Origin of the sequence: Streptomyces sp. NBC_00984, assembly GCF_045162475.1 — a bacterium.
Taxonomy (GTDB): domain Bacteria; phylum Actinomycetota; class Actinomycetes; order Streptomycetales; family Streptomycetaceae; genus Streptomyces.
The window spans coordinates 3,901,159-3,926,691 of the sequence record NZ_CP108734.1 but is presented as its reverse complement, the minus strand read 5'-3'; the positions used below and the strand labels follow the sequence as shown (position 1 = coordinate 3,926,691).

The window sequence follows — 25,533 nt, the reverse complement described above, 5'->3', positions numbered from 1 at the left end:
GATGACCGCGCCGCAGCCTGCCGAGACCGCCTCCGAGCAGTACGTCCTCACGCTCTCCTGCCCCGACAAAAAGGGCATCGTGCACGCCGTGTCGAGCTATCTCTTCATGACCGGCTGCAATATCGAGGACAGCCAGCAGTTCGGTGACCACGACACCGGCCTGTTCTTCATGCGTGTGCACTTCTCGGCGGACGCCCCGGTGACCCTGGAGAAGCTCCGGGCCAGTTTCGCCGCGGTCGGCGACTCCTTCCGGATGGACTGGCAGATCCACCGCTCCTCGGACCGGATGCGGGTCGTGCTGATGGTCAGCAAGTTCGGGCACTGCCTCAACGACCTGCTGTTCCGTTCCCGGATCGGGGCGCTGCCGATCGAGATCGCCGCCGTCGTCTCCAACCACACGGACTTCGCCGAGCTCGTCGCCTCGTACAACGTCCCCTTCCGGCACATCCCGGTGACCAAGGAGACCAAGGCCGCCGCGGAGGCGCAGCTGCTGGAGCTGGTCCGCGAGGAGAACGTCGAGCTGGTCGTCCTCGCCCGCTACATGCAGGTCCTCTCGGACGACCTCTGCAAGCAGCTGAGCGGCCGGATCATCAACATCCACCACTCCTTCCTGCCGAGCTTCAAGGGCGCGAAGCCGTACCACCAGGCGCACGCCCGTGGTGTGAAGCTGATCGGTGCGACGGCGCACTACGTGACCGCGGACCTCGACGAGGGGCCGATCATCGAGCAGGAGGTCGAGCGGGTGGGCCACGGCGTCACGCCGGACCAGCTGGTCGCCCTCGGGCGCGATGTGGAGTGCCAGGCGCTGGCGCGGGCGGTGAAGTGGCACGCGGAGCGCCGCATCCTGCTCAACGGTCGCCGTACGGTGATCTTCCCGTAGGGACCCGCTGCGGGAGGCGGCCCTACAGACGGCTGAGCGAGGCCGCGGCGAAGAGCACGTCGCGGATCGCCTCGCGGTCGCCCTCCTGACCGGCCGCCGCCTCCACCGGTGCCACGTGCCCGGCCACCAGCTGGCAGAACTCCACGCCGTCCAGCGCGACCTGCGCCACGGTGTGCGCGGGGGAGCCGAGCGCGGCCGGGGAGTCCAGCGGGATGTACCAGTCGCCGCCGCCCGAGCCCTCGACCTCCAGATGCAGCGAACGGCCCGGTGAACCGGCCGTCACCAGATGGCGGGCGGGCCCGGCCAGCCCGGTCCTGCGGCGCTCGGCGAGGGCGGCGGGCAGCAGCCGGGCCGCCAGGTCGATCATCCGGTTGAGGTGGGCGGCGGACGGCGCCTCGTACGGATAGTCCACCGCGACCGCGATGTCGCCGCCGTGCACCCAGCATTCGAAGGCCCGGTCCAGCAGGGCATCGTGCATCGGCAGGGCGAAGTCCCCGTACGAGACGGAGAGCTCGGAGACCCCGCGGCCGGCGAAGGACACCGTGCGGATGAGCGCGTGGCTCTGCTCGCGCCACGGTTCGTGGATCCGGCGGGTGGGCGGCCGCCGGGCCGCGGACCAGTACTTCTCGGTGCGTGCGGTGGGGGAGAGCGGCCAGTCGGCGCCCCGGCCGAGGGCGCCGTCGCCGAGCGGGACTTCGAGGCCGAGGGCGGAGCCGACCAGCCCGTCGACGGCCATGAGATGGCCGATGACGCCCGCGACCGTGGTCTTGCGGGTGGTCTCCTGCTCGCTCTCGAACCACTTCAGCCGCACCGGGGCGTGCCACTCCGAGTCGCCGATGTCACGGAGCAGCGCGTCGAGCCGCGCGGTCTCCGCGTCGTACGGGGCGGCCCAGTCCGGCACCGGGATATTGGCCGGGCGACGGCTCAGACAGGCGTCGATCACCCGGCTGCGCAGCGTCGGATCGAGGTCCAGGCTGCGGTCGGTGTGCAGCAGCCCGACCGCGTCGCGCAGCCGCAGGGCCTCGTCCGCGCAGGCGGCGCACTCGGTCAGATGCGCCTCGACGGCCTCGGTCTCCTCCGCCGAGCAGGCCGCCAGGGCCCACGCGCCGAGGAGCGCCTTGAGGACGCGGTGCGCCAGCAGCGGAGGGTCCGATGGGGCCGGTGGCGCCACGGTGGATTCCGGTTCCGGTGTCGTCGGCCGCGGGGGCGGTCGAGGTCCCTCGGGCGGGGAGGCGGGGACGGGCGGCGGCAGGGGTACGGCGGAGAGGTCGAGGTCGTCCGCGGCGGACCGTGGGCGCGGTATGCGCCGCGCGCCCCGCACCTCGTCGTCGCGTCCGCCGTCCTCGCGTCCGTCCGCGTCGTCGCCGGTCACAGGGGCCGTCCGTATCCGGGCGGCGACGTCCCTTCGAGCGGGCGGGTGTGTGCGGTGGAGAGCAGTTGCAGGCCGAGCCGGAGCCGGCGGCGGGCCTCGTCCTCGGTGACCCCGAGGTCGGCCGCGGTCTGCCGGTAGTCCCGGCGCTGGATGTACGCGAGCTCCAGCGCGGCCCGCAGCGGGGCGGGCATGGACGCGACGATGTAGTCGGCGCGGGCCGCGACCGTGGCCCGGTGCACCCGCTCCTCCAGCCCGCTGCCGTCGTCGACCGGGCCGCCGCGGAGGCCGTCCTCCTCGCGCAGCCGCCGCACGGACTGGCGGTGCGTGAGCCGGGCGACCCAGGAACGCATCGAGCCCTGCTTGGGGTCGTACGCGCCGGGGTTCTCCCACACGTAGCCGAAGACCTCGCGGGTCACCAGGTCGGCGGCGGTCTCGTCGTCGAGCATCCGGTGGGCCTGGCTGTGCACGAGCGAGGCGAACCGGTCGTAGAGCTCGCCGAGAGCCGCCGCCTCACCGCGTGCCAGCCGCTGCTGCATCTTGCGGTCCCAGCGGGGTGGTGCGTTTCTAGCCATGCGACCCCCAGCCCTGTTCCCCTCGTCACACCGAATGTAGTCGGCAGCACAGAAGATGTACGTCCCTTTGCGGCAAGTACGCCCCTGAAGAGGCCCGGGATGATAGGGAATGCGTCGCCGCGCGTCGGTGGAATCGGAGCCAAAGCGATCATTTCTGCCCGAATCCGGTTGTGTCCTGACAGGTCGCTCGGTGTTTCATAGGGGTGCGGCCGGGGCAGCCGCGAGAAGGAACGGAAACTTCCGGATCGTCGGAAGCCCCGGAACGAGAGGCCCAGTGGCGTGACACTCAAAGTGGCCGAGACCGTGCAGGGCGAATGGACCGTACTGCACATACGCGGCGAACTGGACCTGCTGACGTCGCCCGCCGTGCGTCAGGCCGTCCACGACGCGGTCGCCGCCGGCCGCCACGATGTGGTGCTCGACCTCTCCGAGGTTCTGTTCTGCGATTCCAGCGGCGTCGGCGTGCTGATCGCCTCCCGCCGGCTGATGCGCTCCTGCGGGGGACGGCTGCGGCTGATCCTGCCGGCCCGGGGCGCGGAGGAGGGCTCCCACGTCAACCGGGTGCTCGCCGCGCTCGGCGTACGCCGTCTCTTCGAGGTCTACCCCGACTGGGACGCGGCCGTCGACGAGCGGTCCCGGCCGCTCTCCGCGTGAAGCCGGCCCGGGACGCCGCGCGCGAACGGGCGAGGCGTCCCGCGGGCAGGGCGCGACGACCGGGTTGTCACACCGGCGGAGCGCGTAAGTGACACGTGACGCCTTCCGGCGTCGTACGCTCCCCGCATGGACAGCGCAGAGTATGAGCGCAAGATCGCTTTCCGCTTCGCCGCCTTCGACCAGGACGGCAACGGATACATCGATCGCGCGGATTTCAGTGCCGCCGCCGCCCGTCTGCTCGCCGAATTCGGTACGACGGCGCGCTGCGACAAGGGCCAGGCGCTCTACACCGGGGCCGAGGCGTTCTGGCAGGGCATGGCGGGCATCGCCGATGTCGACGGGGACCAGCGCGTCACCCGTGAGGAGTTCGTGGGCGGGGCCGTCAAACGGCTGCGCGACAATCCGGAGCGCTTCGCGGAGATCGCCCGCCCCTTCCTGCGCGCGGCGATTGCCGTGGCGGACCGGGACGACCGGGGCGCCGCGTCCGTACCCGCCCTGGAGCGGGCGCTCCAGGTGCTGGGCGCGAGCGCCGGGGCGGCGGCGCTCGCGGCGCGAAGCCTGGACGCGGACCAGGACGGCAGGATCACGGAGGACGAGGCGGTGTCGGCGTTCGCCGACTACTTCACGGTGTTCGCCCCGGACGCGTAGGACCACGGGGGGTGCGGGGCCCGCCCCGCACCCCCCGCAGCCCGTCAGGCGAACTGCTCACGCAAGCGGTACTTCAGCACCTTCCGCAGGGCCTCGTTGCGCGGCAGCGCCGCCACCACCTCCAGCCGCTCCGGCAGCTTGTGCACGGAGAGCCCCTCGGTCCGCAGATACCCCGTGACCTGCGCCAACGTCAGCGGCGCGGCGTCCGCCGGCTGCTCCACGACCGCGCAGACCAGCTCGCCACGCTCCGGGTCCGGGAGCCCGATCACCGCCGCGTCCCCGACGTCCGGGTGCCGGTGCAGCAGGTCCTCTATCTCCTTGGCGGAGATGTTCTCGCCCTTGCGGATGATGATGTCCTTCAGCCGCCCGGTGAGCACCAGATGCCCGCTCTCCCTGACGTGGCCGACATCGCCGGTGATCAGGAAGCCCTCCGCGTCGAACGCCGCCGCGGACGCCGCCGGGTCCAGATAGCCCGAGCAGACGGCCGCCCCGCGCAACCGCACCTCGCCGTCCGTGCCGCAGGGCAGCGGCTTGCCGTCCTCGTCGGTGATCCGGATCTCCATGCCCGCGGGCGGACGCCCCTCCGTCTCGGCGAGGTGTTCCACCGTGTCGTCGGGGGCGCCCATCGTGATCATGGGGACCTCGGTCATCCCGTATCCGTGGGTGAGCTGGACGCCCATCTCCCGTACCGCCGCGTGGTAGATCTCCGGCGGCTTCGGGGCCCCGCCACCCGCCAGCAGCCGCAGGGTGGGGATCAGTCTGCGGTCCGGGTCCTTGCGCTGCTCGGTCAGGAACATCGAGTAGAACGCCGTGGAGCCGCCCGCGACCGTCACCCCGTGCCGCCGGTAGCCCTCCAGCGCGTCCGGCATCGCGAAGTGTTCGAAGAGGACCGCCGGGAAGCCGTACAGGAGCAGCATCACCGAGTAGTCGGGGCCGGCCACATGGGCGAAGGGGAAGGCCATCGAGCCGATGTCGTCGGCCGACAGATGCAGCGCGTGGGCCAGGCAGGAGCCACCCGCGATCAGGCTGCGGTCGGTGTGCAGCACCCCCTTCGGGTCGGAGGTGGTGCCCGAGGTCCAGTAGATCCAGCGCACCGCCGTGCCGTCCGAGGGGGGTGGCGGGAGCGCCGACGGATCGCCGTCCGGCAGCGAGGCGTACGCCTCGAACACCGTCACCGGCCGGTCCGTCGCCAGGCGTCCGGCCATCGCCGTGTGGTCGAAGCCGCGCCAGGTGCCCGGTACGGCGAAGAACTCCGCCTTCGACTCGCGCAGCGCGAACCCCACCTCGCGGTCCCGGTAGAACGGGATGACCGGCGACTGCACGGCCCCGATCCGGGTCAGCGCGAACGACAGCAGCACCGTTTCGATCCGGGTCGGCAGCTGCCAGGCGACGACGCCGCCAGGGCGCACGCCCATCTCCCACAGCCCGGCCGCGACCCGCTCGCCGCGGGTGCGCAGCTCGCCGAAGGTCAGGGTGCGGTCGTCCTGGATCAGGAACGGGCGGTCCGGGGTCAGGCCGGCCCGGCGTTCGACGAGTTCCCAGAAGGTGCCCGATGCACCCAGGGCGTGCGCGGTCTCGGTCACGGCGAACCCCTCACAGCTGACGGACAGTCAGATAGTGCGGAGAGCGTAGAGCGCCGCGCCTTGTCGGTCCAGGGGTGCGGGGCTAGCCTGAGGGCGACGTCAATCTGACGGGTCATCAGAAAAGCGTGCGCCGAAGGGGACACCATGACGGAACTGCCTCGGATCGTCAGCGTCGACGACCATGTGATCGAGCCGCCGCACCTCTTCTCGACCTGGCTGCCCGCCAAGTACCGCGAGCGCGGTCCGCAGCCGCTCACCGCGGGCATCGGAGAGCTGGCGTACACGGGCGGCAAGTACGTGATCACGATGGACCCGGACGGCCCGCCGACCGACTGGTGGATCTACGAGGACCTGAAGTTCCCGTACAAGCGCAACATCGCCGCCGTCGGTTTCGACCGCGACGACATGACGCTGGAGGGGATCACCCGGGCGGAGATGCGGCCCGGCTGCTGGGACCCCGCCGAGCGGCTCAAGGACATGGACCTCAACCACGTCGAGGCGAGCCTCTGCTTCCCCACCTTTCCGCGCTTCTGCGGCCAGACCTTCGCCGAGGCGCACGACAAGGAGGTCGCGCTCGCCTGCGTCCGCGCCTACAACGACTGGATGGTGGAGGAGTGGTGCGGCGACAGCGGCGGCCGGCTGATCCCGCTCTGCATCATCCCGCTCTGGGACATCGACCTGGCCGTCGCGGAGATCGGGCGGAACGCGGCGCGCGGGGTGCGGGCGGTGACCTTCTCGGAGATCCCCACCTACCTCGGGCTGCCGTCGATCCACACCGGCTACTGGGACCCGTTCTTCGCCGCCTGCCAGGAGACCGGCACGGTCGTGAACATGCACATCGGGTCCAGCTCGCAGATGCCCGCCGCGTCACCGGACGCCCCGCCCGCCGTACAGGCCAGCCTCTCCTTCAACAACGCCATGGCCTCGATGATGGACTTCCTGTTCAGCGGGGTCCTGGTGAAGTTCCCCCGGCTGAAACTGGCGTACAGCGAGGGCCAGATGGGCTGGATCCCGTACGCCCTGGAGCGCGCCGACGACGTCTGGGAGGAGCACCGGGCCTGGGGCGGGGTGCGCGATCTGATCCCCGAGCCGCCGTCCACGTACTACTACCGGCAGATGTTCTGCTGCTTCTTCCGCGACAAGCACGGCGTCGCCTCGCTCGACGTCGTCGGACGGGACAACGCCACCTTCGAGACCGACTACCCGCACGTCGACTCGACCTTCCCGCACACCAGGGAGGTCGCCCTCGACCACGTCAAGGGGCTGGACGACGAGACCGTCTACAAACTGATGCGCGGAAACGCGATCCGGATGCTCGGTCTGGACCTGGACCGGGACCGCGAGAAGTAGGCGCGCGATGGACCTCGCGTACACGGAGGAGGAAGAGGAGTTCCGGGCGCGGCTGCGCGAGTGGCTGGCCGCCGTGCTCCCCCGACTGCCCGCGAAGCCCGGCCCCGACGACTGGCCGGGGCGCCGCGCGTACGACACGGCCTGGCAGCGGATGCTGTACGACGCGGGCTACGCGGGTCTGCACTGGCCCGTCGACGCGGGCGGCCGGGGCGCGACCCCGACCCAGTACCTGATCTTCCTGGAGGAGACGGAGCGGGCCGGGGCCCCGTACGTCGGCGCGAACTTCGTCGGGCTGCTGCACGCCGGCCCGACGATCGCCGCCGAGGGCACCACGGAGCAGCGGGCCCGCTGGCTGCCGCCGGTGCTGCGCGGCGACGAGATCTGGTGCCAGGGGTTCAGCGAGCCCGGAGCCGGTTCGGACCTCGCCGCGCTGCGGACCAGGGGGGTGCGCGACGGCGACCACTACGTGGTGAGCGGCAGCAAGATCTGGACCTCGCACGCGGAGGTCGCCGACTGGTGCGAGCTGCTGGTGCGTACGGACCCGGCGGCGCCCAAGCACCGGGGGATCAGCTGGCTCGCGATGGAGATGGACGCGCCCGGGGTCACCGTCCGCCCGCTGCGCACCCTCGCCGGATCCACCGAGTTCGCCGAGATGTTCCTCGACGAGGTCCGGGTGCCGGTCTCCCACCGCGTCGGCGCGGAGAACGACGGCTGGCGGGTCACCATGGTCACCCTCTCCTTCGAGCGCGGAACGGCGTTCGTCGGCGAGGTCGTCGCCTGCCGCCGCACCCTGGCGGCACTGGCGGCCGAGGCCCGGCGCGGCGGACGCTGGGACGACCCGGTCCTGCGCCGCAGGCTGGGCAGGCTGAACGCCGAATTCCGGGCGCTGTGGCGGCTCACCCAGTGGAACGTCAGCGAGGCGCAGAGCACCGGCGGTGTCCCCGGGACCGGGGGCTCGGTCTTCAAGCTGCGGTACTCGCACGCCCGCCAGGAGCTGTACGAGGCGGCTGCCGAGGTGCTCGGCGCGGACAGTGCGGATCTGGACCGGGAGTGGGTGCTGGACCGGCTCTCCTCGCTCTCTTACACCATCGCGGCCGGCACCTCGCAGATCCAGCGGAACCTCGTCGCCGAGCGGATTCTCGGCCTGCCGAAGGGGCGGTGAGCGGACTGTGGACTTCCAGCTCTCGGACGACCAGCGGGCCCTGCGGGCGGGGGTGCGGGAACTCCTCGCCGGACGCTTCGGCAGGGACCGGATGCGGGCCGCGCTCGACGCCGGTACCGGTATCGACCGGGCGCTGTGGCGGGAGCTCGGCGAGGCCGGGTTCTTCGCGCTGCGGCTGCCGGAGGCGGAGGGGGGTGTCGGCCTGGGGCTGCCCGAATCGGCCCTCCTCTTCGAGGAGGTGGGGCGCTCGCTGCTGCCGGGGCCACTGATCGCCACCCATCTCGCGGCCGGTCCGGTGAAGGGCGCGGCGCAGGGCGAGGCGGTGGTCGCCGTGCTCGACCCGGGGCAGCCGGTGGCACACCTGGGGGAGGCGGACGCGCTGCTCGTCCTAGGCCCCGGGGGCGCGCCGCGGGTGTCCGGCGGCGCGCTGCGGGACGCCGCGCGGGTACGGGACACGGCCGACTCCGTACGTTCGGTCGACCCGTTCACGCCGCTGTGGCGGATCGCGGGCCCCGTGGAGGCCGGCGAGCCGCTGCCCGGGGGCGAGCGGCTGCGCGACGAGGGGGCCCTGCTCGCCGCCGCCGAACAGCTCGGCAGTGCCGCCCGGACGACCGAGATGGCCGTCCAACACGCCGGTACGCGCGAACAGTTCGGATCGCCGATCGGATCCTTCCAGGCGGTCAAACACCTGTGCGCCGGGATGCTGGTCCGCGCCGAGCTGGCCCGCTGCGCCGTGTACGCGGCGGCCGTCACCGCGGACCCGGTCGAGATCGCGGGCGCCAAGCTGCTCGCCGACGACGCGGCGGTCCGCAACGCGCGGGACTGCCTCCAGGTGCACGGCGGCATGGGCTTCACCTGGGAATCAGATGTTCACCTGCACCTCAAACGGGCCTGGCTGCGGTCCGGGCAGTGGCTGACGGCGGCGGCGGCCGAGGAGGTGCTTGCGGGGGACCTGTGCTGAAGCCGGACGGGTTCCGTGCAGGCTTCGGGCGCCCGGAAGCGGACGAATGCCTGGTGCATGAATGTGACAGCCAGAGGTGGGAGCCTCACACTGCGGAGTTACACAGTGCAGTCGGCGGGCGCGGGCTCCGGCCCGCGCCCTTTCCGTCCTCCGTCACGGGGCGGAGTCGGCGCCGGGCTCGGGTACGCTCCGTTGGATGCGACAGGAACTGGAACCGGGCGATCCGGGTGTTGCCCGTGCGGCGACTCCGGACCGGAAGAGGTGCCCTGCTCGCGTTCCAGGCAGAAGCGCCGGGCGTGCCCGGGAGGCGGCTCCCGCGGCCTCGACGCGCCTCTGTTCGACTTCCCGCAGCGCGCGTCGCACAGTATGCACTACGCGTACTCCTTCGCGCTGGAATATGCCCGAAGCGCTTGTTGCGGTGACTGTACGTCAACCATGCTGTCTCGCAGGGGAATCACGTTCCGTGACCCTGAGGAGGCGCGAGGCGATGTGTCCGCCGGTTCGGATGGTGTGAGCGGTGCAGGTGCTTCAGGTTCAGCTGGAGGTCGGGCCGGATCCCGCGGAGGTCGGGCGGGCCCGTAGATGGGCCCGGTCGAGACTGGTCGGGTCCGGGATAAGGGACGACGAGCCGCTGGCCGAGACGCTCATCCTGCTGATCTCGGAGCTGGTCACCAACGCGGTGGTGCACACCGGGTGTCCGGCCGTGCTGCGCATGCTGTTCGGCCTGACGGGCACGGCCGGTGCGGCCGGGACCGTCCGGGTCGAGGTGGCCGACACCAGCTGTCGCCCGCCGCAGCAGCGCCACGCGGCGGGCGAGGACACCAACGGCCGGGGCCTGGAGCTGGTCGACGGCCTCGCCGACCGCTGGGGCTGGCAGCCCGAGGGTGCGGGCAAGCGCATCTGGTGCGAGGTCGACCGGGGTGCGCCGCTGATCCAGCGGCCACTGCACTCCGGTGCGAAGGGCGCGAAGGACGCGGACCGCGATGCGCGCAAGGCGTCGCAGGTCGCCACGAATCTTGCATAAAGGTTAAAGCAGTTGTTCCGGGCCGCTGTGTGGCGCCGGCCGGTCCCCTCGGGGACGGCCGGTCAGAGGATGGCGACCGGTGCGACCGGGGTGCCGGTCGCACCGACGAACGGTTCCGGCATCGCGGAGAGCAGGAAGGCGTACCGCTTCTCCTGCGCACAGGCTGTGGACAGTGCTTCCAGGTTCCAGTTCTGGCCCTGCGGCATGCCCATCTCGACCAGGTCCAGCGCGTGCACCCCCAGCCACAGGTCGTCGATCTCCGGCGGGAAGATCTCGAAGGTCAGGGTGTCATTGGCGACCGCCGCCACATCGCGCGCGCGGAACCACTCGGGCGTCCGGATCGACAGGCCGGGCGAGGGATAGCCGTACGCCTGCTTGTCGCCCGCCAGATAGACCTGCACCTGCCCGGTCCGTACGAGCACGATGTCTCCGGACCGGACCCGCACCCCCGCCAGCTCCTCGGCCGCGTCCAGGTCCTCGGGGGTGACGGCGTGGTCGCCGGGCAGCCGGTCCGTGCCGAGGGCGCGCGCCACATCGAGCAGCACCCCGCGCGAGACGATGTGCGGCGCCTTGTCGATCCCGCTGAACCGGGCGCCGTCGTGTGCGGTGATCGTCGCGGCCGGGCGGCCGTTGTAGATCTTCCCCGAGTGCGAGGCATGGGTGAGGGCGTCCCAGTGGGTGGCCGTCTGCAGGCTCAGGACCGCCGTGTCGTCGCTGGTGGCGACGGTGCCGGGGCCGAAGAGCTCCTGGTTGATCTGGACCATGGTGTGCAGCGGATTGATCCGCCCGGGGATCAGCCCGCTCTGTACGCCGTCCTGCTGGAGGGGGAGCGCGAGCGGGATCCGCAGACCGGTGCGGACGGTGGCCGCGGCCTCGCGCACCACGGCGTCGGTGATCAGGTTGAGCGTCCCGATCTCGTCGTCGGCGCCCCAGCGGCCCCAGTTGTTGACCCGCTTCGCGATGTCGTGGAACTCGGCCGGCAGTGACATGGCGCCTCCTGGGGCTTGTGCTCGTGGACCTGATGGCCCATAAAATCTAACGGTCCGTCAGAAACCGCGGGAAGGGGCCGGGCATGGGGAACTTCTTGGCAGGCAAGGTGGTGGCCGTGACGGGTGCCGGTCGCGGCATCGGGCGGGCGGTCGCGCTCGCGGCGGCGGCCGAGGGGGCGAGGGTCGTCGTCAACGACTACGGCGTCTCCATCGAGGGCGGCGAGCCGAGCAGCGAGGTGGCCGAGTCGGTCGTCAAGGAGATCGGGGCGGCGGGCGGCGAGGCGGTGGCGGTCGCCGACGACATCTCCACGATGGCGGGCGGCCAGCGCATCGTGGACACGGCGCTCGCGCGGTTCGGGCGGATCGACGGGGTCGTCTGCGTGGCCGGGATCCTGCGGGAACGGATGCTGTTCAACATGTCCGAGGAGGAGTGGGACCCGGTGGTCGCCACCCACCTCAAGGGCACCTTCACCGTCTTCCGGGCCGCCTCGGCGGTGATGCGCAAGCAGGAGGGCGGCGGCACCCTGATCGGCTTCACCAGCGGCAACCACCAGGGCAGCGTCGCCCAGGCCAACTACAGCGCCGCGAAGGGCGGGATCATCTCGCTGGTGCGGAGCGCGGCGCTCGGCCTGCACAAGTACGGCGTCACGGCCAACGCCGTCGCCCCGGTCGCCCGGACCCGGATGTCCGCCAACGTCCCCATGGAACTCAAGGAGATCGGCGAGCCGGAGGACGTTGCCGCGCTCGTCGTCTACCTGCTCAGTGAACGGGCCCGCCAGGAGAAGATCACCGGCCAGGTGTACACGGTCGCGGGGCCGAAGATCGCGGTCTGGGCCCAGCCGAGGGAACTGAGGGCCGGTTACGTGGAGGGGGCCTGGACCCCGGAGCGGATCGCGGACTTCCTGCCGGGGACGGTGGGCACGGACCCGATGCCGATGCTGGCGCGACTGGAGGAGATGGCCGCGGCGGCCGCGGCGAAGGCGCGGCCGAACGCATGAGCCCCGCCCGCCGGGGCTCCGCCCCGGACGGGCTCGATGGTGAGCGGCAACAGTCAGGAGGCACCGTGGACTTCAGCTTCGGCCCCGACGACACCGCGTTCCGCGAGGAAGCCCGTGCCTGGCTGGAAGCGCACCTCGTCGGGGCGTACGCGGCGGCGGCCGGCACCGGCGGCCCCGGCAGCGAGCACGAGGGCGTCGCGATCCGCCGGGAATGGGAGCGCGAGCTCGGCCGCGACGGCTGGATCGGCCTCGGCTGGGAGAACCGCGGCGCCGGCCACGGCAACCGCCGCGCGAGCCTTACCCAGCAGGTCGTCTGGGCCGAGGAGTACGCCCGCGCCGACGCCCCCGCCCGGGTCGGCCACATCGGCGAGAACCTTCTCGCCCCGACCCTGATCGCCTACGGCAGCGAGGCACAGCAACGGCGCTTCCTGCCCGCCGTGGCACGCGGCGACGCGCTCTGGTGCCAGGGATACAGCGAGCCGGACGCCGGATCGGACCTCGCCGCGGTGCGCACGGCCGCGGTGCCCGACCGGAGCCGCGGCGGCCACCGGGTGACCGGGCAGAAGATCTGGACGTCCCTGGCGAGGGAGGCCGACTGGTGCTTCGTGCTGGCCCGCACGGAGCCCGGTTCCCGCCGCCACCACGGCCTGTCGTTCCTGCTGGTGCCGATGGACCAGCCCGGCAGGATCGAGGTGCGGCCGATCCGTCAGATGTCGGGGACCAGCGAGTTCAACGAGGTCTTCTTCGACGGGGCGCACGCCGAGGAGTGCGTCGGCGGCGAGGGCAACGGCTGGACGGTCGCCATGGGCCTGCTGGCCCTGGAGCGCGGCGTCTCCACGCTCGTCCAGCAGATCGGCTTCGCCGCCGAACTGGGCCGGGTGGTCCGCGCGGCCGTCGACAGCGGCTCCGTCACCGACCCGGTCCTGCGCGAACGCCTCGTACGGCAGTGGGCCCAGCTGCGGACCATGCGCTGGAACGCCCTGCGCACCCTCGGCTCCACGGGCGACCCCGGCGCGCCCAGTGTGGCGAAACTGCTCTGGGGCGGCTGGCACCAGCGCCTGGGCGAGCTGGCCGTGCAGGTCAGGGGCGCGGCGGCGGCCGTCGGCCCGGACGACTGGTCGGCGAAGGCACCGTACGGACTCGACGAGGCACAGCGCCTGTTCCTGTTCACCCGGTCCGACACCGTCTACGGCGGCTCGGACGAGATCCAGCGGAACATCATCGCCGAGCGGGTGCTCGGCCTACCGAGGGAGCCGAGATGAGAGGCGTCGTCTTCGACGGCAAGCGGACCGAGGCCGTCGACGATCTGGAGATACGCGATCCGGGTCCCGGCGAGGTGCTGGTGGCGGTGGCCGCGGCCGGGCTGTGCCACAGCGACCTCTCGGTGATCGACGGGACGATCCCGTTCCCGGCGCCGGTGGTGCTCGGGCACGAGGGCGCGGGCGTGGTCGAGGCGGTCGGCGCGGGCGTCGCCCATGTGGCGCCCGGCGACCACGTATCGCTGTCCACGCTGGCCAACTGCGGGGCGTGCGCCCAGTGCGACCGGGGGCGCCCGACCATGTGCCGCAAGGCGATCGGGCGGCCGGGGCAGCCGTTCGCACGGCGCGGGAAGCCGTATTACCAGTTCGCGTCCAACTCCGCCTTCGCCGAACGGACCCTGGTCAAGGCCGTGCAGGCGGTGAAGATCCCGGCGGACATCCCGCTGACCTCCGCGGCCCTGATCGGCTGCGGGGTGCTGACGGGCGTCGGAGCCGTGCTCAACCGGGCGAAGGTCGACCGGGGCGACACGGTCGTGGTGATCGGCACCGGCGGCATCGGGCTCAACGTGATCCAGGGTGCCCGGATCGCGGGCGCGCTGACGATCGTCGCCGTCGACGCCAACCCGGCGAAGGAGGCGGCGGCCCGGCGGTTCGGCGCGACGCACTTCCTGACGTCGGCGGACGGCGTGCGGGAGATCCTGCCGAGCGGCGCCGACCACGCCTTCGAGTGCGTGGGCCGTACGGAGCTGATCCGTACCGCGATCGACCTGCTGGACCGGCACGGCCAGGCGATCCTGCTGGGCGTCCCGGCGGCGACGGTGGAGGCGTCGTTCCTCGTCTCGTCGCTGTTCCTGGACAAGTCGATCCTGGGCTGCCGGTACGGCTCCTCGCGCCCGCAGCGGGACATCGCGCTCTACGCGGAGCTGTACCGGGAGGGCCGGCTGCTCCTGGACGAGCTCGTCACCACCACCTACCCGGTGGAGGACTTCGCCAAGGCGGCGGACGACGCGCACCACGGCCGGGTGGCACGGGGCGTGCTGGTGTTCTGACCTTCCGGACGCGCAGCCTCTCAGACCCTCCCGGCGCGGAAGGTGCGCCGGTACACCGTGGGGGACACCCCCAGCGCCGCCTGGAGATGCTGCCGCAGCGACGTGGGCGTCCCGAAACCCGCCTCCCGTGCCACCTGGTCGATCGACAGGTCCGTCGACTCCAGCAGGTGCCGGGCCCGTTCGACCCGCTGCCGGGTCAGCCACTGGACGGGACTGACCCCGACCTCCTCCCGGAACCGGCGGGTGAAGGTCCGCACGCTCATCGACTCCTGCTGTGCCATGTCGCGCAGCAGGATCGGTCGTTCCAGCCGCCCGAGCGCCCAGGTGCGCGCGGTGGTCGTGGTCGCGAACCGGTTCTCGGGCACCGGGCGTTGGATGTACTGCGCCTGCCCGCCGTCCCGGTGCGGGGGCACGACCGTGCGGCGGGCGACGTCGTTGGCGACGGCGGTGCCGTGGTCGCGGCGCACGATGTGCAGGCAGAGGTCGATCCCGGCGGCGACCCCGGCGGAGGTCAGGACGTCCCCGTCGTCGATGAACAGGACGTCCGGGTCGACCCGGACCCCGGGGAAGAGCTGCTGGAAGTGGTCGGCGTGCCACCAGTGGGTGGTGGCGGGGCGCCCGTCGAGATATCCGGCGGCGGCCAGCACATAGCTGCCCGTGCAGATCGAGACCATCCGGGTCCCCGGCCTGATGTGGGCGAACGCGGCGGCCAGCTCCTCGGTGAGCCTGCCCTCCGAGTGGACCGGGCCGAGTTCGTAACTGGCGGGAATCACCACCGTGTCGGCGGTGGCCAGGGCCTCGGGCCCGCGCTCGACGGTGATCGTGAAGTCCGCGTCGGTACGGACCGGGCCCGGCGGGCGGACGGAACAGGTCACGACTTCGTACAGACTGCGGCCCTCGTTGTGCGGCTCGATGCCGAACGCGCGGCCGAAGATCCGCTGGGGGATGCCCAGTTCGAAGGGGAGCAGCCCGTCGAGGGCCAGGACGGCGATTCGGTGCGGCATTGGCGGACTCCCTTCACCCCTAGTGGTATAGACCTCAAGCCTGATACATGTCACTCCTGTGAAGGAAAAGTCAGCGGAGCACCCGCGCATTCCCGCCGTCGAACGCGATGGTGTGCAGCCCCTTTTGTCCGGTTCCCCCGGTTTGGGTGCGAGGGGTGGCGGCCTGGGCGGCGGCTCGGGCGACGGCCTGGGCGATGGCCGGTCGGAAGGGGTCTGGAACCGTAACTTCCGGCTCTTCTTCGTCGCCCGCACCGCCGCGCTCTTCGGTGACGGCATGATCCCGGTGGCGCTCACCGCGGGACTGCTGGGGGCCGGCCGGCCGCACTCCTCGGTGGGCTTCGCGCTCGCGGCCTGGATGGGGCCGCTGGCGCTCTTCGTGCTCTTCGGCGGCGTACTGGCGGACCGGTTCACCCCCCGCCGGATGATGATCATCGCGGATGCGCTGCGGCTGGTCGGGGCCTCGGTGCTGGCGTTCTCCTTCGCCACCGGGAACCCGCCGCTGTGGGTGGTGTACACGCTCAGTTCGGTGGCCGGGGTGGGCGCCGCGCTCTTCCAGCCGGGCGTCGCCTCGACCGTGCCCCGGGTGGCCTCGGACGTGCAGCGGGGCAACGCGGTGCTGAGGGTCTCCGAGGCGCTGATGACCATGGCGGGCCCGGCCTTCGCGGGCATGCTCGTCGGGCTGGCCAGCGCCGGGGCGGTCTACGCGGCGAACGCGTCGACGTTCCTGGTCTCCGGCCTCTGCCTGTTCCTGCTCCGGCTCGCCCCGGCCCCGTCGGACGACGCGCAGCGCGGCGGCTTCGTCGCCGAACTGGTCGACGGCTGGCGGGAGTTCCGGGCCCGCAGCTGGCTGTGGGGGGTGATCGCGATCTGGACGGTGTACGGCTTCATGGTGCTCGGCCCGATGCTGCCGCTCACCGCGGTCGAGGTCACCGAGGCGCACGGCTCGGGGACGTACGGCGTGATGATGGCGGTGAACGGCGCGGGCAGCGTCGTCGGCGGGCTGCTCGCCCTGCGCCTGAGGCCCCGCCGCCCGCTCGCGGCCGGGGCCGTCGCGCTGACCGGGGTCTGTGTGAACCTGCTGGTGCTGGGCCTCGGGCTGCCGGTGCCCGCGCTCGGGGCGGGGCAGTTCGTGGCGGGTGCGGCGTTCGCGTTCTGGCTGGTGATGTGGTCGACGACGGTCCAGACCCATGTGCCGCCCGAGGCGTTGAACCGCCTGCACGCGTACGACGTGGCGGGCTCGTTGCTGATGCTGGCGGCGGGCCGGGCGCTGGCGGGACCGGTCGCGGACCAGGTGGGGGCGCCCGAGGTGCTGCTGGCCGGAGCGGTGATCAACATGGTGGTGGTGGCGGTACTGCTGGTGGCCCGGCCGATCAGCCGGCTGGAGCGGATCGCGTGACCGGGGGCGGGGGGCCGGTGGCCGCGCCCCGGACGGGCCCGCGCGCACGCGCGGTCGCGGCCGGGGCCGCCGTGCTGACCGTACTCGCCGGGCTCGGGGTCAGGGCGTTCACGGACGGCGACCTCGCCAAGTACGCCGGGGACGCGCTCTACACGGTGCTGGTCTGCGCCCTGGTCGCCGTGATCGCGCCCGGTGCGCGGCCGGTCGTCACGGCCGGGGCGGGGCTGGCGTTCAGCTGGGCGGTGGAGCTGCTGCAACTGACCGGGGTGCCCGCGGAGCTCTCCCGGCACAGCACGGTGGCGCGACTGGTGCTCGGCTCGACCTTCAACGCACCCGATCTGCTCTGGTACGCGGTGGGGGCGGGGTTCGCCTGGGCGGTGACGGCCCTGGTCACTTCTTCCGGCTGCGTTCCTCGGACTTCTGCATCTCGATGACCTCGAAGACATGGGCGCTGGTCTGCCTGCGCACACTGCCCGCGACCAGCAGCCCCGCACCGAGGACGGACAGGGGCGCGGAGATGCCCAGGACGGTCAGCTGCTTCGGTACGTCGCTCTCCACCTCGCACACCGACGACATGCCGCGGTAGCAGTACATGCCCTGCTGGTCCGCCAGCAGGAAGCCCAGCCAGACCCACAGGGCGCAGGCGATGAGCAGCAGTACGGCGCCCCAGGTCTGCATCAGCGCGGAGCGGTGGTGGAAGTGCTGGCGTGCTGCCCACTGCATGGAATCCCCCGGATCGGTGCGAGACGAGGCCGGCGGGCCCGGCCCGTCGGCCGACTGGCGATCGTACGCGCACACCGGCCCGCCCGTCCGGACCGCGGGGCGACGATCCCGGTGGCCCGATCCCTGCGAAGGGTGTCCCTCGGGCCACTCGTGGGGAGAAGTGCCGCGGCCCGATGCTGAATGACGTGACCCAGACAACCGAAAGCGCCGCCCGGGACGACGACCGGCAGGCCACCCCCGCACCCCCCGGCCGCCCCTCCCGCCGACGTGTTCACCGCGCCTGGACCGTCGCCGTCGTCACCTTCGTGACGATCATCGGCGGCGCCGCCTTCAACTCCCTCCCCGGCCTCCTCATCGACCCGCTCAACACAGAGTTCGGCTGGTCGCGCGGGGAGATCGGACTCGCCGTCTCCATCGACATGGCGCTGTACGGGCTCACCGCACCGTTCGCCGCCGCGCTGATGGACCGCTTCGGCATCCGCCGGGTCGTCGTCGTCGCCCTCAGCACCGTGGCGGCCGGGGCGCTGGCCAGCGTATGGATGACGGCCTCCTGGCAGCTGATGATCTACTGGGGCCTGCTCGTCGGCCTCGGTACCGGCTCGATGGCGCTGGCGTTCTCCGCCACGGTCACCAACCGTTGGTTCGTGGCCCGGCGCGGCCTGGTCACCGGCATCCTCACCGCGGCGGGCGCCTCCGGGCAGCTGGTCTTCCTGCCGCTGTGCGCCTGGATCGTCGAGGAACACGGCTGGCGCCCGGCCTCGGTCACGGTGGCGCTCGCGGCCCTGGTCGTCGTCCCGTTCGTCTGGTTCCTGCTCCGCGACCACCCGGCCGACGTGGGCCTCGCCCCGTACGGCGGCACCTACGCGGAGAAGCCCGCACCCGCGCGCGGGGCGGCGCGGCGGACCGTACACGTACTGATCGACGCGGCGCGCACCGGACCCTTCTGGCTGCTGGCCGGTACGTTCGCGATCTGCGGGGCCTCGACCAACGGTCTGATCCGTACGCACTTCGTGCCCTCGGCCCACGACCACGGCATGCCCATCACCGCCGCGGCCTCGCTGCTCGCCGTCATCGGGGTCTTCGACATCATCGGCACCGTCTTCTCCGGCTGGCTCACCGACCGCTTCGACGCCCGGCGGCTCCTCGCCGTCTACTACGCGCTGCGCGGCGTCTCGCTGCTCTTCCTGCCGATGCTGATGGCGCCGTCGGTGCATCCGCCGATGGTGTTCTTCATCGTCTTCTACGGCCTGGACTGGGTCGCCACCGTCCCGCCGACGCTGGCCCTGTGCCGTGAGCAGTACGGGGAGGACAGCGCCATCGTCTTCGGCTGGGTGCTGGCCTCCCATCAGGTGGGGGCGGCGCTGGTGGCGTTCCTGGGCGGAGTGGCGCGCGATGTGTTCGGCTCGTACGACATGGTCTGGTACGCGTCGGGGGCGCTGTGCGCGACGGCGGCGCTGATGGCGCTGGTGATCCGCCGGGTCCGGGAACCCTCGGACGCCGCCGTCGGGCTCGGCTGACGGCGGGCTTTTCAGGCCGCCGGGCCGTGCGCGGCGGAGAGGCGCTCGGCGACGGCCAGGAAGACGTGGAGGTTCGCGATGTCGCTGACCGCGACGCCGCACCAGAGGCCGGAGCCGCCGGTCCTCATGACCCGGACCCGGCCCGCCACGACCTGGATCTCCTGGACCTCGGACCAGGAGAGGTCGCCCTTCCCCCTGGCGGTCAGGCCGGTCCGGGAGAGCGAGAGGTCCCCGAAGTCGGCCGGCCCGCCGTCCAGGACCGATTCCAGGACCGCCGGTCCCTGGGCGCGGAGAATGGCCTGCTGCATATGGGGCCCCCAGGTCTCGGGGCCTTCGTAGAAGTGCGTGATCCTCGCACTGGCACGGCCCGGACCCACCGCGGAGTAGGCGTACTCGGTGGGTCCGGGGATGCCGTTGATGATCATCTGGGTGATGTCCTGGTAGAGCCGCACGGAATCCCAGCGGATGACGACCACGCCGTCGCCGGACTGCGGGTGCACGATCATTCCGTTCTCGAACAGGTGGAGACGCTTGGCGGCCTGTTTTCGGCTGAAGTCCGGATTCCGGCGCAGCCACCAGAAGAACAGCAGGCCGGGTATCACGAGGATCGCCAGCAGGTAGAGCGTCGTGAAGATATAGAGGGCGAAGAGCAGTCTGTTCAGGCGCTTGGGGGCGAACGTGCCCTCCAGCGCGCCGAGTCGGTGGGTGGAGGCCAGTTCGGCGGCCTCCGCGGGCAGGGCGTTCGGTGCTGCTGCCATGGACTTTCTCCCTCGTGTGTACGCCGGACGCGGACGCGGTCCGGCCGTTTTCACGGCCGGACCGCGTGCGGGGTGCGCGGGTCATCCCCTCGTCCGCGCGATCAGCCGGGCGAGCAGCCGGGTACGGGGGACCATCTGCCCGACCGCGACATGCTCGCTGTCCGCGTGGGCGCCGCTGCCGACGGCACCGAGGCCGTCCAGCGTCGGGACGCCCGCGCCCGCGGTGTAGTTGCCGTCCGACGCGCCGCCCACGGCCACGCCCCGCAGTGGTTCCTGCCCCAGCTCCGAGGCGATCTCGCGGGCGAGGGCGAACAGTTCGGCGGAGGAGCCCGGTTCCATCGGGGGCCGCCTCCTGCCGCCCAGTACGCGCAGCCGTGCCCCGGGTGTCCGGGCGGTCAGCCCCCGCATCAGGACGTCGATCCGGTCCTGCGCCGCCGTGGTGGGCACCCGCACGTCCACCGATACCTTCGCTCGGGCGGGCACGGTGTTGAGGGTGCTGCCGGCCGACAGCAGTGTGGGCGTGACGGTCGGGTTCCCCAGTACCGAACCGGTGGGGCCCATCGAGGCCGCGAGACCGGCGATGGCCAGGACCTGGTGGGCGGCCTCGATCGCCGCGTTGACCCCCTTCTCCGGTTCCTGACCGGCATGGGAGGCCCTGCCGTGCACCTCGACCTCGTACCGCGAAGTGCCCTTGCGGGCGGTCTTGAGGGCGCCCTCCGCATCGGCGGACGCCTCCAGCACGAAGGCCGCCGCGCAGCCGCGCGCGGATTCCTCGATCAGGCCCCTGGAGGTCGGGGAACCGACCTCCTCGTCCCCGTTGACCAGCACGCACACGCCGTCCGGGGACGGCAGGGAGGCCAGCGCGTGGAACATCTGCACCAGACCCGCCTTCATGTCGAGGACCCCGGGGCCCCGGGCCATCCCGTCGGCCACCGACCAGGGATGTGTTTCCAGCGAACCCGTCGGCCACACCGTGTCGTGGTGCCCCACCAGCAGCACCCGCGGTGTGCCGAAGACCCACCGCAGATGGGGCACCCCGTCGACCACGATCGTCTCCGGTGCCCGGCCCAGCAGTCTCTCGCCCTGGGCGCCGACGACCTCGGCGCTGCGGGCCAGCGCCGGGTGGTCGGCCGAGAAGGACTCACAGACCACGAGCTCTTCCAGATCGGCCAGCATCGCGGGCAGCGAGACCGCGGCTCCCGCGGTCACCGGCCCCGCCCGGACTCGGTGGCAGGCAGTAACGACACGTCTCCTCCTGGGAGTTGATAGGGGAAGTTCGTGGGGCGGCACTGCTGTCCGGCCCCGTTCCTCGACGCTAGGGCCGGACAAGGCATTCCACCAGCGACTAGATTGCATGTGAGCCATGCCGGGGAGGAATGTGTTCGAGATCGACGCACTGCGTCTGCTGGTGACGGTGGCCGACACCGGATCGTTCACGAAGGCCGCGGTCCGGCTCGACTACACGCAGTCCGCGGTGTCCCGGCGCATCGCCTCATTGGAGAAACGGGCGGGCGGTCCGCTCTTCGAACGGCTCGCCCGGGGCGTACGGCTGACCCCGGCCGGCCAGGCACTGCACCGGCACGCGGTGGAGGTGCTCGCGCGGCTGGCGAGCGCGGAGCACGAGATGGCCGTGATCCATGCCGGGCGGGGCGGGCGGCTGCGCGTGGGGGCGTTCGCCACGGCCAACATCTCGCTGGTGCCCGCCGCGCTGCGGGCGTTCGTGCGGTCCAGGCCGGAGGTCGAGGTCGTCGCGGCCGAGGGCCGGACCGGTGAGCTGATGCGGCGCCTGGCGGAGGGGGCGCTGGACCTGGCCGTGGTCAGCGACTACCCGTCCGGTCTGCCGTCGGTCGACGCCGTCACGACGGAGGTGCTGCTGGCGGACGAGCTGTTCGTCGTCCTCTCGCGCGACCACCGCCTGGCCGGGGCCGGGACGATCGAGCTGCGCGAACTGCGCGACGAGACCTGGCTCCAGGACGTGTCCGCCGACCGGCCGATGATGCTTGCCGAGGTGTGCGACCGGGCCGGATTCAAGCCGAAGCGGATCACCAGGATCGCCGAGTGGACCGGCAAGTTCGGCTACGCGGCGGCCGGGCTGGGGGTTGCGCTGGTCCCCTCGCTCGCCACCTGGGCGGTCCCCGCCGAACTCGCCGTCTGCCGGCTGGGCGACCTCGCCCCGCGCCGGACCGTACATGTCGCGCTGCCCGCCGCCCCGCTTCCGGCGGCACTGGCGCTGCGGGACCTGCTGCACGAAGCCGTTCCGCGCGACCCCCTCCGCTGAACAGCCGGTCCGCCGGGGCGGTACGGGGCCCAGTCGCGGTGCGCGCTCACCCGTCGAGCGGCCCGAACCGCCCGAACACCCCCCGGTGGAACAGCAGCGGATCGACCCCGTCCGCCGCCGCCCCCAATGCCTCCACCCGGCCGACGACGATCAGATGGTCGCCCCCGGTGTGGACGGCCTGGACGCGGCAGTCGACCCAGGCCGCCACGGAGTCCAGCAGCGGCGACCCGGTCACCGGGGCGGACTCGTACGCCACCCCCGCGAACTTGTCCGCGCCGCTCACCGCGAAGCCCCGGCACAGCGCGCCCTGGTGCGCTCCGAGGATGTTGACGCAGAAGGCCCCGGCGCGCGCGATGCGCGGCCAGGTCGTCGACGTACGGGCGACCATGAACGTGACCAGCGGCGGGTCGAGGGAGAGTGAGGCGAACGACTGGCAGGCGAAGCCCGCCGGGCCCTGCGGGTCGTCCGGGTCGTGCGCGGTGACGACGGTGACGCCGCTGGCGAAGCTCCCCAGCACGCGGCGGAATTCGCCCGGGTCGACGGGCGGCCGCTCATCGGCGGCGACGGCTCGCAGATGCGGGCGCGGCAGCGCATCGACCGGTGCCGGCCCTGCGGTGGTGGCGGCGCCGACGGACCTGAGGTACCGGACGGCGATGGCGGCCATGCCTGCGTGTCCCATCACCCTTCGATTAGAGCTGACGACCCATCAGTTGGGAAGGGGCGGGGACCGGCAGCTTGGACATGCCTGTGCGCGGCAAGGTACATTGCATTGCATGGAACCAGGTGGTCCGAGCAACCGCTCCGCGAGCAAGGCCGAGAGCCAGCTCCGCAAGGGCGTGCTGGAGTACTGCGTACTCGCCCTGATGCGTGACGGGGCGCGGTACGGGGTCGAGCTGCTGCGGGAGCTGGAGGAGACCGGGGCACTGGCGACCAGCCAGGGCACGGTGTATCCCCTGCTGTCGCGGCTGCGACGGGACCAACTCGTCGTCACCACCTGGCAGGAGTCCGCCTCGGGCCCCCCGAGGCGCTACTACGAGCTGACCGAGGCCGGACGCGCCGCGCTCGCGGAGTTCACGGGAACATGGCCCGCTTTCCGGAATGCCGTCGATCACCTTCTTGCGCCGAAGACGCACCCGCAGGTATCTGGAGAGACCGAATGATGAACACCGAGAAGTCGCAGAGTGCCGGGAGCACCGGGAGTGCCGGAAGCGGCGCCGGGAGCGCATTGGTCCGGGACTACCTCGCGGCGGTCGAGCGCGAGGCGTCGGCGCTTCCGGCGGACCGCCGGCAGGAGCTCGTGGCCGATCTCGCCGAGCACATCGAGATCGCGCTCGCCGAGCGGCCCGGCGGCAGTGACCGGGACGTTCTGCGCGAGCTGGGTGACCCGCGCACCATCGCCGCCACCGCGCTCCAGGAGTCCGGGTCCGGCCCCGGGCTCGCTCCCGGTGCCGTCGCCGGTCCGGGTGCCGTCGCCGGTCCCGGCACCGGGGCGGAGGAGACGCCCGCGCGCCGCTCGCCCGCGTGGCTCGTGGTGCTGCTGCCGGTGCTCGCCTTCGGTCTCGGCTACCTCTGGGTGCCGCTCGGCTTCGCACTGAAGGTCGCCGGAGCCGTCGTGCTGTTCAGGTCCCGGCACTGGACGAGGAGCCAGAAGTGGACCGGCTTCGCGCTGACCACGCTGGCACCCTCGCTGATGAACGTCGCCTGGTTCCTCTTCAGCTACCCCAACGATCCGTCGCAGTCCGAGTACTGGACGGCTGTCGCGGCGACGGCCGTCGTGACGCTCGCCGGTGCGGGTTGGCTCTGGCGGGTGCGGAGCAGCGCGGACGCCGTGGCTGCGTAGTCCCGAGTGGGGCTCAGCCGTCCCGGGCAGTGGTCCCGGGCAGGGCCCACCCCTGACGTTCGTCAGGGGTGGGCCCTGCCGTTCGGCCCGGGTCCGCGGCCCCTCGCCGCTTCTAGGTTCACATCCCATGAGACGAGAAACCGGAAGCAGAACCCGGACCGGGCGGCCACTGCTCGCCTGCGTCGTCCTGGCCTCGGGGGCGGCGGCCGTCCTGGCGCTCGCCCCAGGCGGCCTGGGCTCGGCCCGTGCCGTGGAGGTGACGGACGGCGCCTCGGCGTCCCTGTACCGATCGGTGACCGGGGCGGTGGCCGAGGCGCCCTCCTGGACGGGCCCCCTGCTGGAGGCGGCCACCGACGGCACCCTGGTGGTCCTCGGCCTGCTGCTGGTGTGGGCCTGGTGGAGCGCCGTACGCCGCGGGGACACCCGGATGTCCGCAGGCACCGTGCTCACCGGCATCGGCACCGTGGCGGCGTACGCCGTCAGCGAGGCGGCGAAGCTGGTGGTGGACGAGGAACGCCCCTGCCGGGCCCTGCGGGGCATCGCGGAGACGGCCGCCGAGTGCCCGCCGCCGGGCGACTGGTCCTTCCCGAGCAACCACGCCACCCTGGCCGCCGGGCTCGCGGTGGGCCTGGCCGTGCTGCGCCCGCGCCTCGCCGCCGTCACCCTGCCGGTGGCCGTGGCGGCGGCCCTGCTGCGGGTCGTGGTGGGGGCGCACTACCCGCACGACGTGCTGGCCGGCGCGGTTCTCGGGGCCTCGGTGGTGGCGGCCGTGCTGCTCGCGTTCCTGCCGCTCGCCCGGACCGCGGCGTCAGCGCTCGGGAGGCGGCTGCGGGGGCGCGACGATCCCGGCCTCGTGGGCGACGACGGCCGCGGCGGCCCGGTTGTCCACGCCCAGCCGGGCCAGGATGGAGCTCACATGCGCCTTGACCGTCCCTTCCACCAGATGGAGCCGCCGGGCGATCTGGCCGTTGGACAGCCCGCTGCCGAGGAAGGCCAGTACGTCGCGTTCCCGGCCGGTGAGCGCGCCGACCCGTTCCCGGGCGGCGGTGCGGCGGCCGGCCAGGGCGCCCGCGCCCGTCGCCGAGAGATGGGCGACGACCCGCGCCGCGACCTTCGGTGACAGATAGGCGGCCCCGTCGGCCACCGCGCGGACCCCCGCGATCAGCTCCTCGGGCTCGCCCGATTTGATCAGGAAACCGGCGGCGCCGCCTCCGAGCGCCTGGAGGATGTAGTCGTCCTCACCGAAGGTCGTGAGCATCACGACCCCCGTCTCCGGCACGGTGCGCCGGATCTCGGCCGCCGCCTCGATGCCGTTCATCCCGGGCATCCGGATGTCGAGCACGGCGACGGCCGGGCGGTGGCGGCGTACCAGCTCCACGGCGTCGTGTCCGTCGGCGGCCTCGGCGACGACGCCGATGTCCGGATCGGTGGACAGCACGGAGCGCACCCCCGCGCGGATCATCGGCTCGTCGTCGGCGATCAGCACCCGGATCACCGGCCGCTCACCGTTCCTTCC

Annotated in this window: 26 protein-coding genes and 1 pseudogene; 17 read left to right on the top strand and 10 right to left on the bottom strand. The window is 72.4% G+C overall.

The window, feature by feature from the left end; genetic code table 11:
* Nucleotide 1: 1 nt before the first annotated feature.
* Complete coding sequence (purU, locus tag OG520_RS17195) at nt 2-880, top strand: formyltetrahydrofolate deformylase (RefSeq protein WP_406013734.1); 879 nt, start codon at nt 2-4, stop codon at nt 878-880.
* Nucleotides 881-902: 22 nt separating this feature from the next.
* Here purU and OG520_RS17190 read toward each other — a convergent pair whose 3' ends face one another.
* Together OG520_RS17190 and OG520_RS17185 are read right to left on the bottom strand one after the other, a co-directional pair.
* Entirely contained in the window at nt 903-2,252 is a 1,350-nt protein-coding gene (locus tag OG520_RS17190) for a zf-HC2 domain-containing protein (RefSeq protein WP_399326911.1), read from the bottom strand.
* Entirely contained in the window at nt 2,249-2,824 is a 576-nt protein-coding gene (locus tag OG520_RS17185; RefSeq protein WP_406013733.1) for an RNA polymerase sigma factor, read from the bottom strand. Before OG520_RS17185 ends, OG520_RS17190 begins: the two co-directional genes overlap by 4 nt.
* 279 nt (nt 2,825-3,103) lie before the next feature.
* On the opposite strand from OG520_RS17185, the gene OG520_RS17180 reads away from it, so the two are divergent.
* Nucleotides 3,104-3,478 (top strand): STAS domain-containing protein, encoded by a 375-nt coding sequence (locus OG520_RS17180; protein WP_399326915.1) that lies wholly within the window; start codon nt 3,104-3,106, stop codon nt 3,476-3,478.
* 126 nt (nt 3,479-3,604) lie between these two features.
* Nucleotides 3,605-4,126 carry an EF-hand domain-containing protein gene (locus tag OG520_RS17175; protein WP_399326917.1) on the top strand — a complete coding sequence of 174 codons (522 nt, stop codon included), beginning with the start codon at nt 3,605-3,607 and terminating at the stop codon, nt 4,124-4,126.
* Between the two features lie 44 nt (nt 4,127-4,170).
* Here OG520_RS17175 and OG520_RS17170 read toward each other — a convergent pair whose 3' ends face one another.
* Nucleotides 4,171-5,709 carry a class I adenylate-forming enzyme family protein gene (locus tag OG520_RS17170; RefSeq protein ID WP_406013732.1) on the bottom strand — a complete coding sequence of 513 codons (1,539 nt, stop codon included), beginning with the start codon at nt 5,707-5,709 and terminating at the stop codon, nt 4,171-4,173.
* A 144-nt stretch (nt 5,710-5,853) separates the two neighbouring features.
* Between OG520_RS17170 and OG520_RS17165 the strand changes: the two genes are divergently transcribed.
* The 4 genes from OG520_RS17165 (at nt 5,854) to OG520_RS17150 (ending at nt 10,206) form a co-directional block, all read left to right on the top strand.
* The gene (locus OG520_RS17165) at nt 5,854-7,059 is read left to right on the top strand and encodes an amidohydrolase family protein (RefSeq protein ID WP_399326921.1); all 1,206 of its coding nucleotides are present in this window, start codon (nt 5,854-5,856) and stop codon (nt 7,057-7,059) included.
* A 7-nt stretch (nt 7,060-7,066) separates the two neighbouring features.
* Nucleotides 7,067-8,221, top strand: a complete 1,155-nt coding sequence (locus OG520_RS17160; protein ID WP_406013731.1) for an acyl-CoA dehydrogenase — start codon at nt 7,067-7,069, stop codon at nt 8,219-8,221.
* Nucleotides 8,222-8,228: 7 nt separating this feature from the next.
* Nucleotides 8,229-9,182 carry an acyl-CoA dehydrogenase family protein gene (locus OG520_RS17155; protein WP_406013730.1) on the top strand — a complete coding sequence of 318 codons (954 nt, stop codon included), beginning with the start codon at nt 8,229-8,231 and terminating at the stop codon, nt 9,180-9,182.
* Nucleotides 9,183-9,699: 517 nt separating this feature from the next.
* Nucleotides 9,700-10,206 carry an ATP-binding protein gene (locus OG520_RS17150; protein ID WP_406013729.1) on the top strand — a complete coding sequence of 169 codons (507 nt, stop codon included), beginning with the start codon at nt 9,700-9,702 and terminating at the stop codon, nt 10,204-10,206.
* 62 nt (nt 10,207-10,268) lie between these two features.
* On the opposite strand, the gene OG520_RS17145 is transcribed toward OG520_RS17150, so the two are convergent.
* A complete protein-coding gene (locus tag OG520_RS17145; protein WP_399326929.1) occupies nt 10,269-11,195 on the bottom strand; it encodes a cyclase family protein in 927 nt (308 codons plus the stop codon).
* An 83-nt stretch (nt 11,196-11,278) separates the two neighbouring features.
* Here OG520_RS17145 and OG520_RS17140 point away from each other — a divergent pair, with 83 nt between their 5' ends.
* From OG520_RS17140 to OG520_RS17130, 3 genes are all read left to right on the top strand, one after another.
* On the top strand, nt 11,279-12,193 hold the full coding sequence (locus tag OG520_RS17140; protein WP_406013728.1) for an SDR family oxidoreductase: 915 nt from the start codon (nt 11,279-11,281) through the stop codon (nt 12,191-12,193).
* Between the two features lie 65 nt (nt 12,194-12,258).
* On the top strand, nt 12,259-13,455 hold the full coding sequence (locus OG520_RS17135; protein ID WP_406016501.1) for an acyl-CoA dehydrogenase family protein: 1,197 nt from the start codon (nt 12,259-12,261) through the stop codon (nt 13,453-13,455).
* Nucleotides 13,452-14,501, top strand: coding sequence for a Zn-dependent alcohol dehydrogenase (locus tag OG520_RS17130; protein WP_406013727.1), 1,050 nt, complete (start codon nt 13,452-13,454; stop codon nt 14,499-14,501). The genes OG520_RS17135 and OG520_RS17130 overlap by 4 nt, the downstream gene beginning before the upstream one ends.
* Before the next feature lie 20 nt (nt 14,502-14,521).
* Here OG520_RS17130 and OG520_RS17125 read toward each other — a convergent pair whose 3' ends face one another.
* A complete protein-coding gene (locus OG520_RS17125) occupies nt 14,522-15,505 on the bottom strand; it encodes a GlxA family transcriptional regulator (protein ID WP_406013726.1) in 984 nt (327 codons plus the stop codon).
* Nucleotides 15,506-15,668: 163 nt separating this feature from the next.
* Here OG520_RS17125 and OG520_RS17120 point away from each other — a divergent pair, with 163 nt between their 5' ends.
* The gene (locus tag OG520_RS17120) at nt 15,669-16,901 is read left to right on the top strand and encodes an MFS transporter (RefSeq protein ID WP_406016500.1); all 1,233 of its coding nucleotides are present in this window, start codon (nt 15,669-15,671) and stop codon (nt 16,899-16,901) included.
* Nucleotides 16,898-17,335: a DUF2809 domain-containing protein gene (locus OG520_RS17115; protein ID WP_406013725.1), complete on the top strand. Its 438-nt coding sequence runs from the start codon at nt 16,898-16,900 to the stop codon at nt 17,333-17,335. The genes OG520_RS17120 and OG520_RS17115 overlap by 4 nt, the downstream gene beginning before the upstream one ends.
* Here OG520_RS17115 and OG520_RS17110 read toward each other — a convergent pair.
* The gene (locus OG520_RS17110) at nt 17,292-17,624 is read right to left on the bottom strand and encodes a hypothetical protein (RefSeq protein WP_406013724.1); all 333 of its coding nucleotides are present in this window, start codon (nt 17,622-17,624) and stop codon (nt 17,292-17,294) included. The genes OG520_RS17115 and OG520_RS17110 overlap by 44 nt on opposite strands.
* 173 nt (nt 17,625-17,797) lie before the next feature.
* Between OG520_RS17110 and OG520_RS17105 the strand changes: the two genes are divergently transcribed.
* On the top strand, nt 17,798-19,141 hold the full coding sequence (locus OG520_RS17105; protein ID WP_406013723.1) for an MFS transporter: 1,344 nt from the start codon (nt 17,798-17,800) through the stop codon (nt 19,139-19,141).
* An 11-nt stretch (nt 19,142-19,152) separates the two neighbouring features.
* Here the strand turns inward: OG520_RS17105 and OG520_RS17100 are convergent, their stop codons facing one another.
* Nucleotides 19,153-19,899: a DUF6585 family protein gene (locus OG520_RS17100; RefSeq protein WP_406013722.1), complete on the bottom strand. Its 747-nt coding sequence runs from the start codon at nt 19,897-19,899 to the stop codon at nt 19,153-19,155.
* 81 nt (nt 19,900-19,980) lie between these two features.
* On the bottom strand, nt 19,981-21,075 hold the full coding sequence (locus tag OG520_RS17095) for a M20 family metallopeptidase (protein WP_399327753.1): 1,095 nt from the start codon (nt 21,073-21,075) through the stop codon (nt 19,981-19,983).
* A 187-nt stretch (nt 21,076-21,262) separates the two neighbouring features.
* Here OG520_RS17095 and OG520_RS17090 point away from each other — a divergent pair, with 187 nt between their 5' ends.
* Nucleotides 21,263-22,177 (top strand): LysR family transcriptional regulator, encoded by a 915-nt coding sequence (locus tag OG520_RS17090; RefSeq protein ID WP_406013721.1) that lies wholly within the window; start codon nt 21,263-21,265, stop codon nt 22,175-22,177.
* Nucleotides 22,178-22,223: 46 nt separating this feature from the next.
* On the opposite strand, the gene OG520_RS17085 is transcribed toward OG520_RS17090, so the two are convergent.
* Entirely contained in the window at nt 22,224-22,841 is a 618-nt protein-coding gene (locus tag OG520_RS17085) for a flavin reductase family protein (RefSeq protein WP_406016499.1), read from the bottom strand.
* 109 nt (nt 22,842-22,950) lie between these two features.
* On the opposite strand from OG520_RS17085, the gene OG520_RS17080 reads away from it, so the two are divergent.
* From OG520_RS17080 to OG520_RS17070, 3 genes and pseudogenes are all read left to right on the top strand, one after another.
* Nucleotides 22,951-23,337: a PadR family transcriptional regulator gene (locus OG520_RS17080; RefSeq protein WP_389973183.1), complete on the top strand. Its 387-nt coding sequence runs from the start codon at nt 22,951-22,953 to the stop codon at nt 23,335-23,337.
* The gene (locus OG520_RS17075; RefSeq protein ID WP_406013720.1) at nt 23,334-24,017 is read left to right on the top strand and encodes a DUF1700 domain-containing protein; all 684 of its coding nucleotides are present in this window, start codon (nt 23,334-23,336) and stop codon (nt 24,015-24,017) included. Before OG520_RS17080 ends, OG520_RS17075 begins: the two co-directional genes overlap by 4 nt.
* Before the next feature lie 127 nt (nt 24,018-24,144).
* A pseudogene (locus tag OG520_RS17070) lies at nt 24,145-24,786 on the top strand (phosphatase PAP2 family protein); the annotation flags it as partial.
* Between the two features lie 39 nt (nt 24,787-24,825).
* Here OG520_RS17070 and OG520_RS17065 read toward each other — a convergent pair.
* A complete protein-coding gene (locus OG520_RS17065; RefSeq protein ID WP_399326951.1) occupies nt 24,826-25,512 on the bottom strand; it encodes a response regulator in 687 nt (228 codons plus the stop codon).
* Between the last annotated feature and the right edge of the window lie 21 nt (nt 25,513-25,533).

Coding starts and splice junctions, on each gene's coding strand:
- OG520_RS17100 (WP_406013722.1), bottom strand. CDS start 19,899: ATGGCAGCAGCACCGAACGCCCTGCCCGCGGAGGCCGCCGAACTGGCC.
- OG520_RS17175 (WP_399326917.1), top strand. CDS start 3,605: ATGGACAGCGCAGAGTATGAGCGCAAGATCGCTTTCCGCTTCGCCGCC.
- OG520_RS17125 (WP_406013726.1), bottom strand. CDS start 15,505: ATGCCGCACCGAATCGCCGTCCTGGCCCTCGACGGGCTGCTCCCCTTC.
- OG520_RS17185 (WP_406013733.1), bottom strand. CDS start 2,824: ATGGCTAGAAACGCACCACCCCGCTGGGACCGCAAGATGCAGCAGCGG.
- purU (WP_406013734.1), top strand. CDS start 2: ATGACCGCGCCGCAGCCTGCCGAGACCGCCTCCGAGCAGTACGTCCTC.
- OG520_RS17165 (WP_399326921.1), top strand. CDS start 5,854: ATGACGGAACTGCCTCGGATCGTCAGCGTCGACGACCATGTGATCGAG.
- OG520_RS17095 (WP_399327753.1), bottom strand. CDS start 21,075: ATGCTGGCCGATCTGGAAGAGCTCGTGGTCTGTGAGTCCTTCTCGGCC.
- OG520_RS17090 (WP_406013721.1), top strand. CDS start 21,263: ATGCCGGGGAGGAATGTGTTCGAGATCGACGCACTGCGTCTGCTGGTG.
- OG520_RS17110 (WP_406013724.1), bottom strand. CDS start 17,624: ATGCAGTGGGCAGCACGCCAGCACTTCCACCACCGCTCCGCGCTGATG.
- OG520_RS17080 (WP_389973183.1), top strand. CDS start 22,951: ATGGAACCAGGTGGTCCGAGCAACCGCTCCGCGAGCAAGGCCGAGAGC.
- OG520_RS17160 (WP_406013731.1), top strand. CDS start 7,067: ATGGACCTCGCGTACACGGAGGAGGAAGAGGAGTTCCGGGCGCGGCTG.
- OG520_RS17075 (WP_406013720.1), top strand. CDS start 23,334: ATGATGAACACCGAGAAGTCGCAGAGTGCCGGGAGCACCGGGAGTGCC.
- OG520_RS17130 (WP_406013727.1), top strand. CDS start 13,452: ATGAGAGGCGTCGTCTTCGACGGCAAGCGGACCGAGGCCGTCGACGAT.
- OG520_RS17085 (WP_406016499.1), bottom strand. CDS start 22,841: ATGGCCGCCATCGCCGTCCGGTACCTCAGGTCCGTCGGCGCCGCCACC.
- OG520_RS17145 (WP_399326929.1), bottom strand. CDS start 11,195: ATGTCACTGCCGGCCGAGTTCCACGACATCGCGAAGCGGGTCAACAAC.
- OG520_RS17105 (WP_406013723.1), top strand. CDS start 17,798: ATGCTGAATGACGTGACCCAGACAACCGAAAGCGCCGCCCGGGACGAC.
- OG520_RS17140 (WP_406013728.1), top strand. CDS start 11,279: ATGGGGAACTTCTTGGCAGGCAAGGTGGTGGCCGTGACGGGTGCCGGT.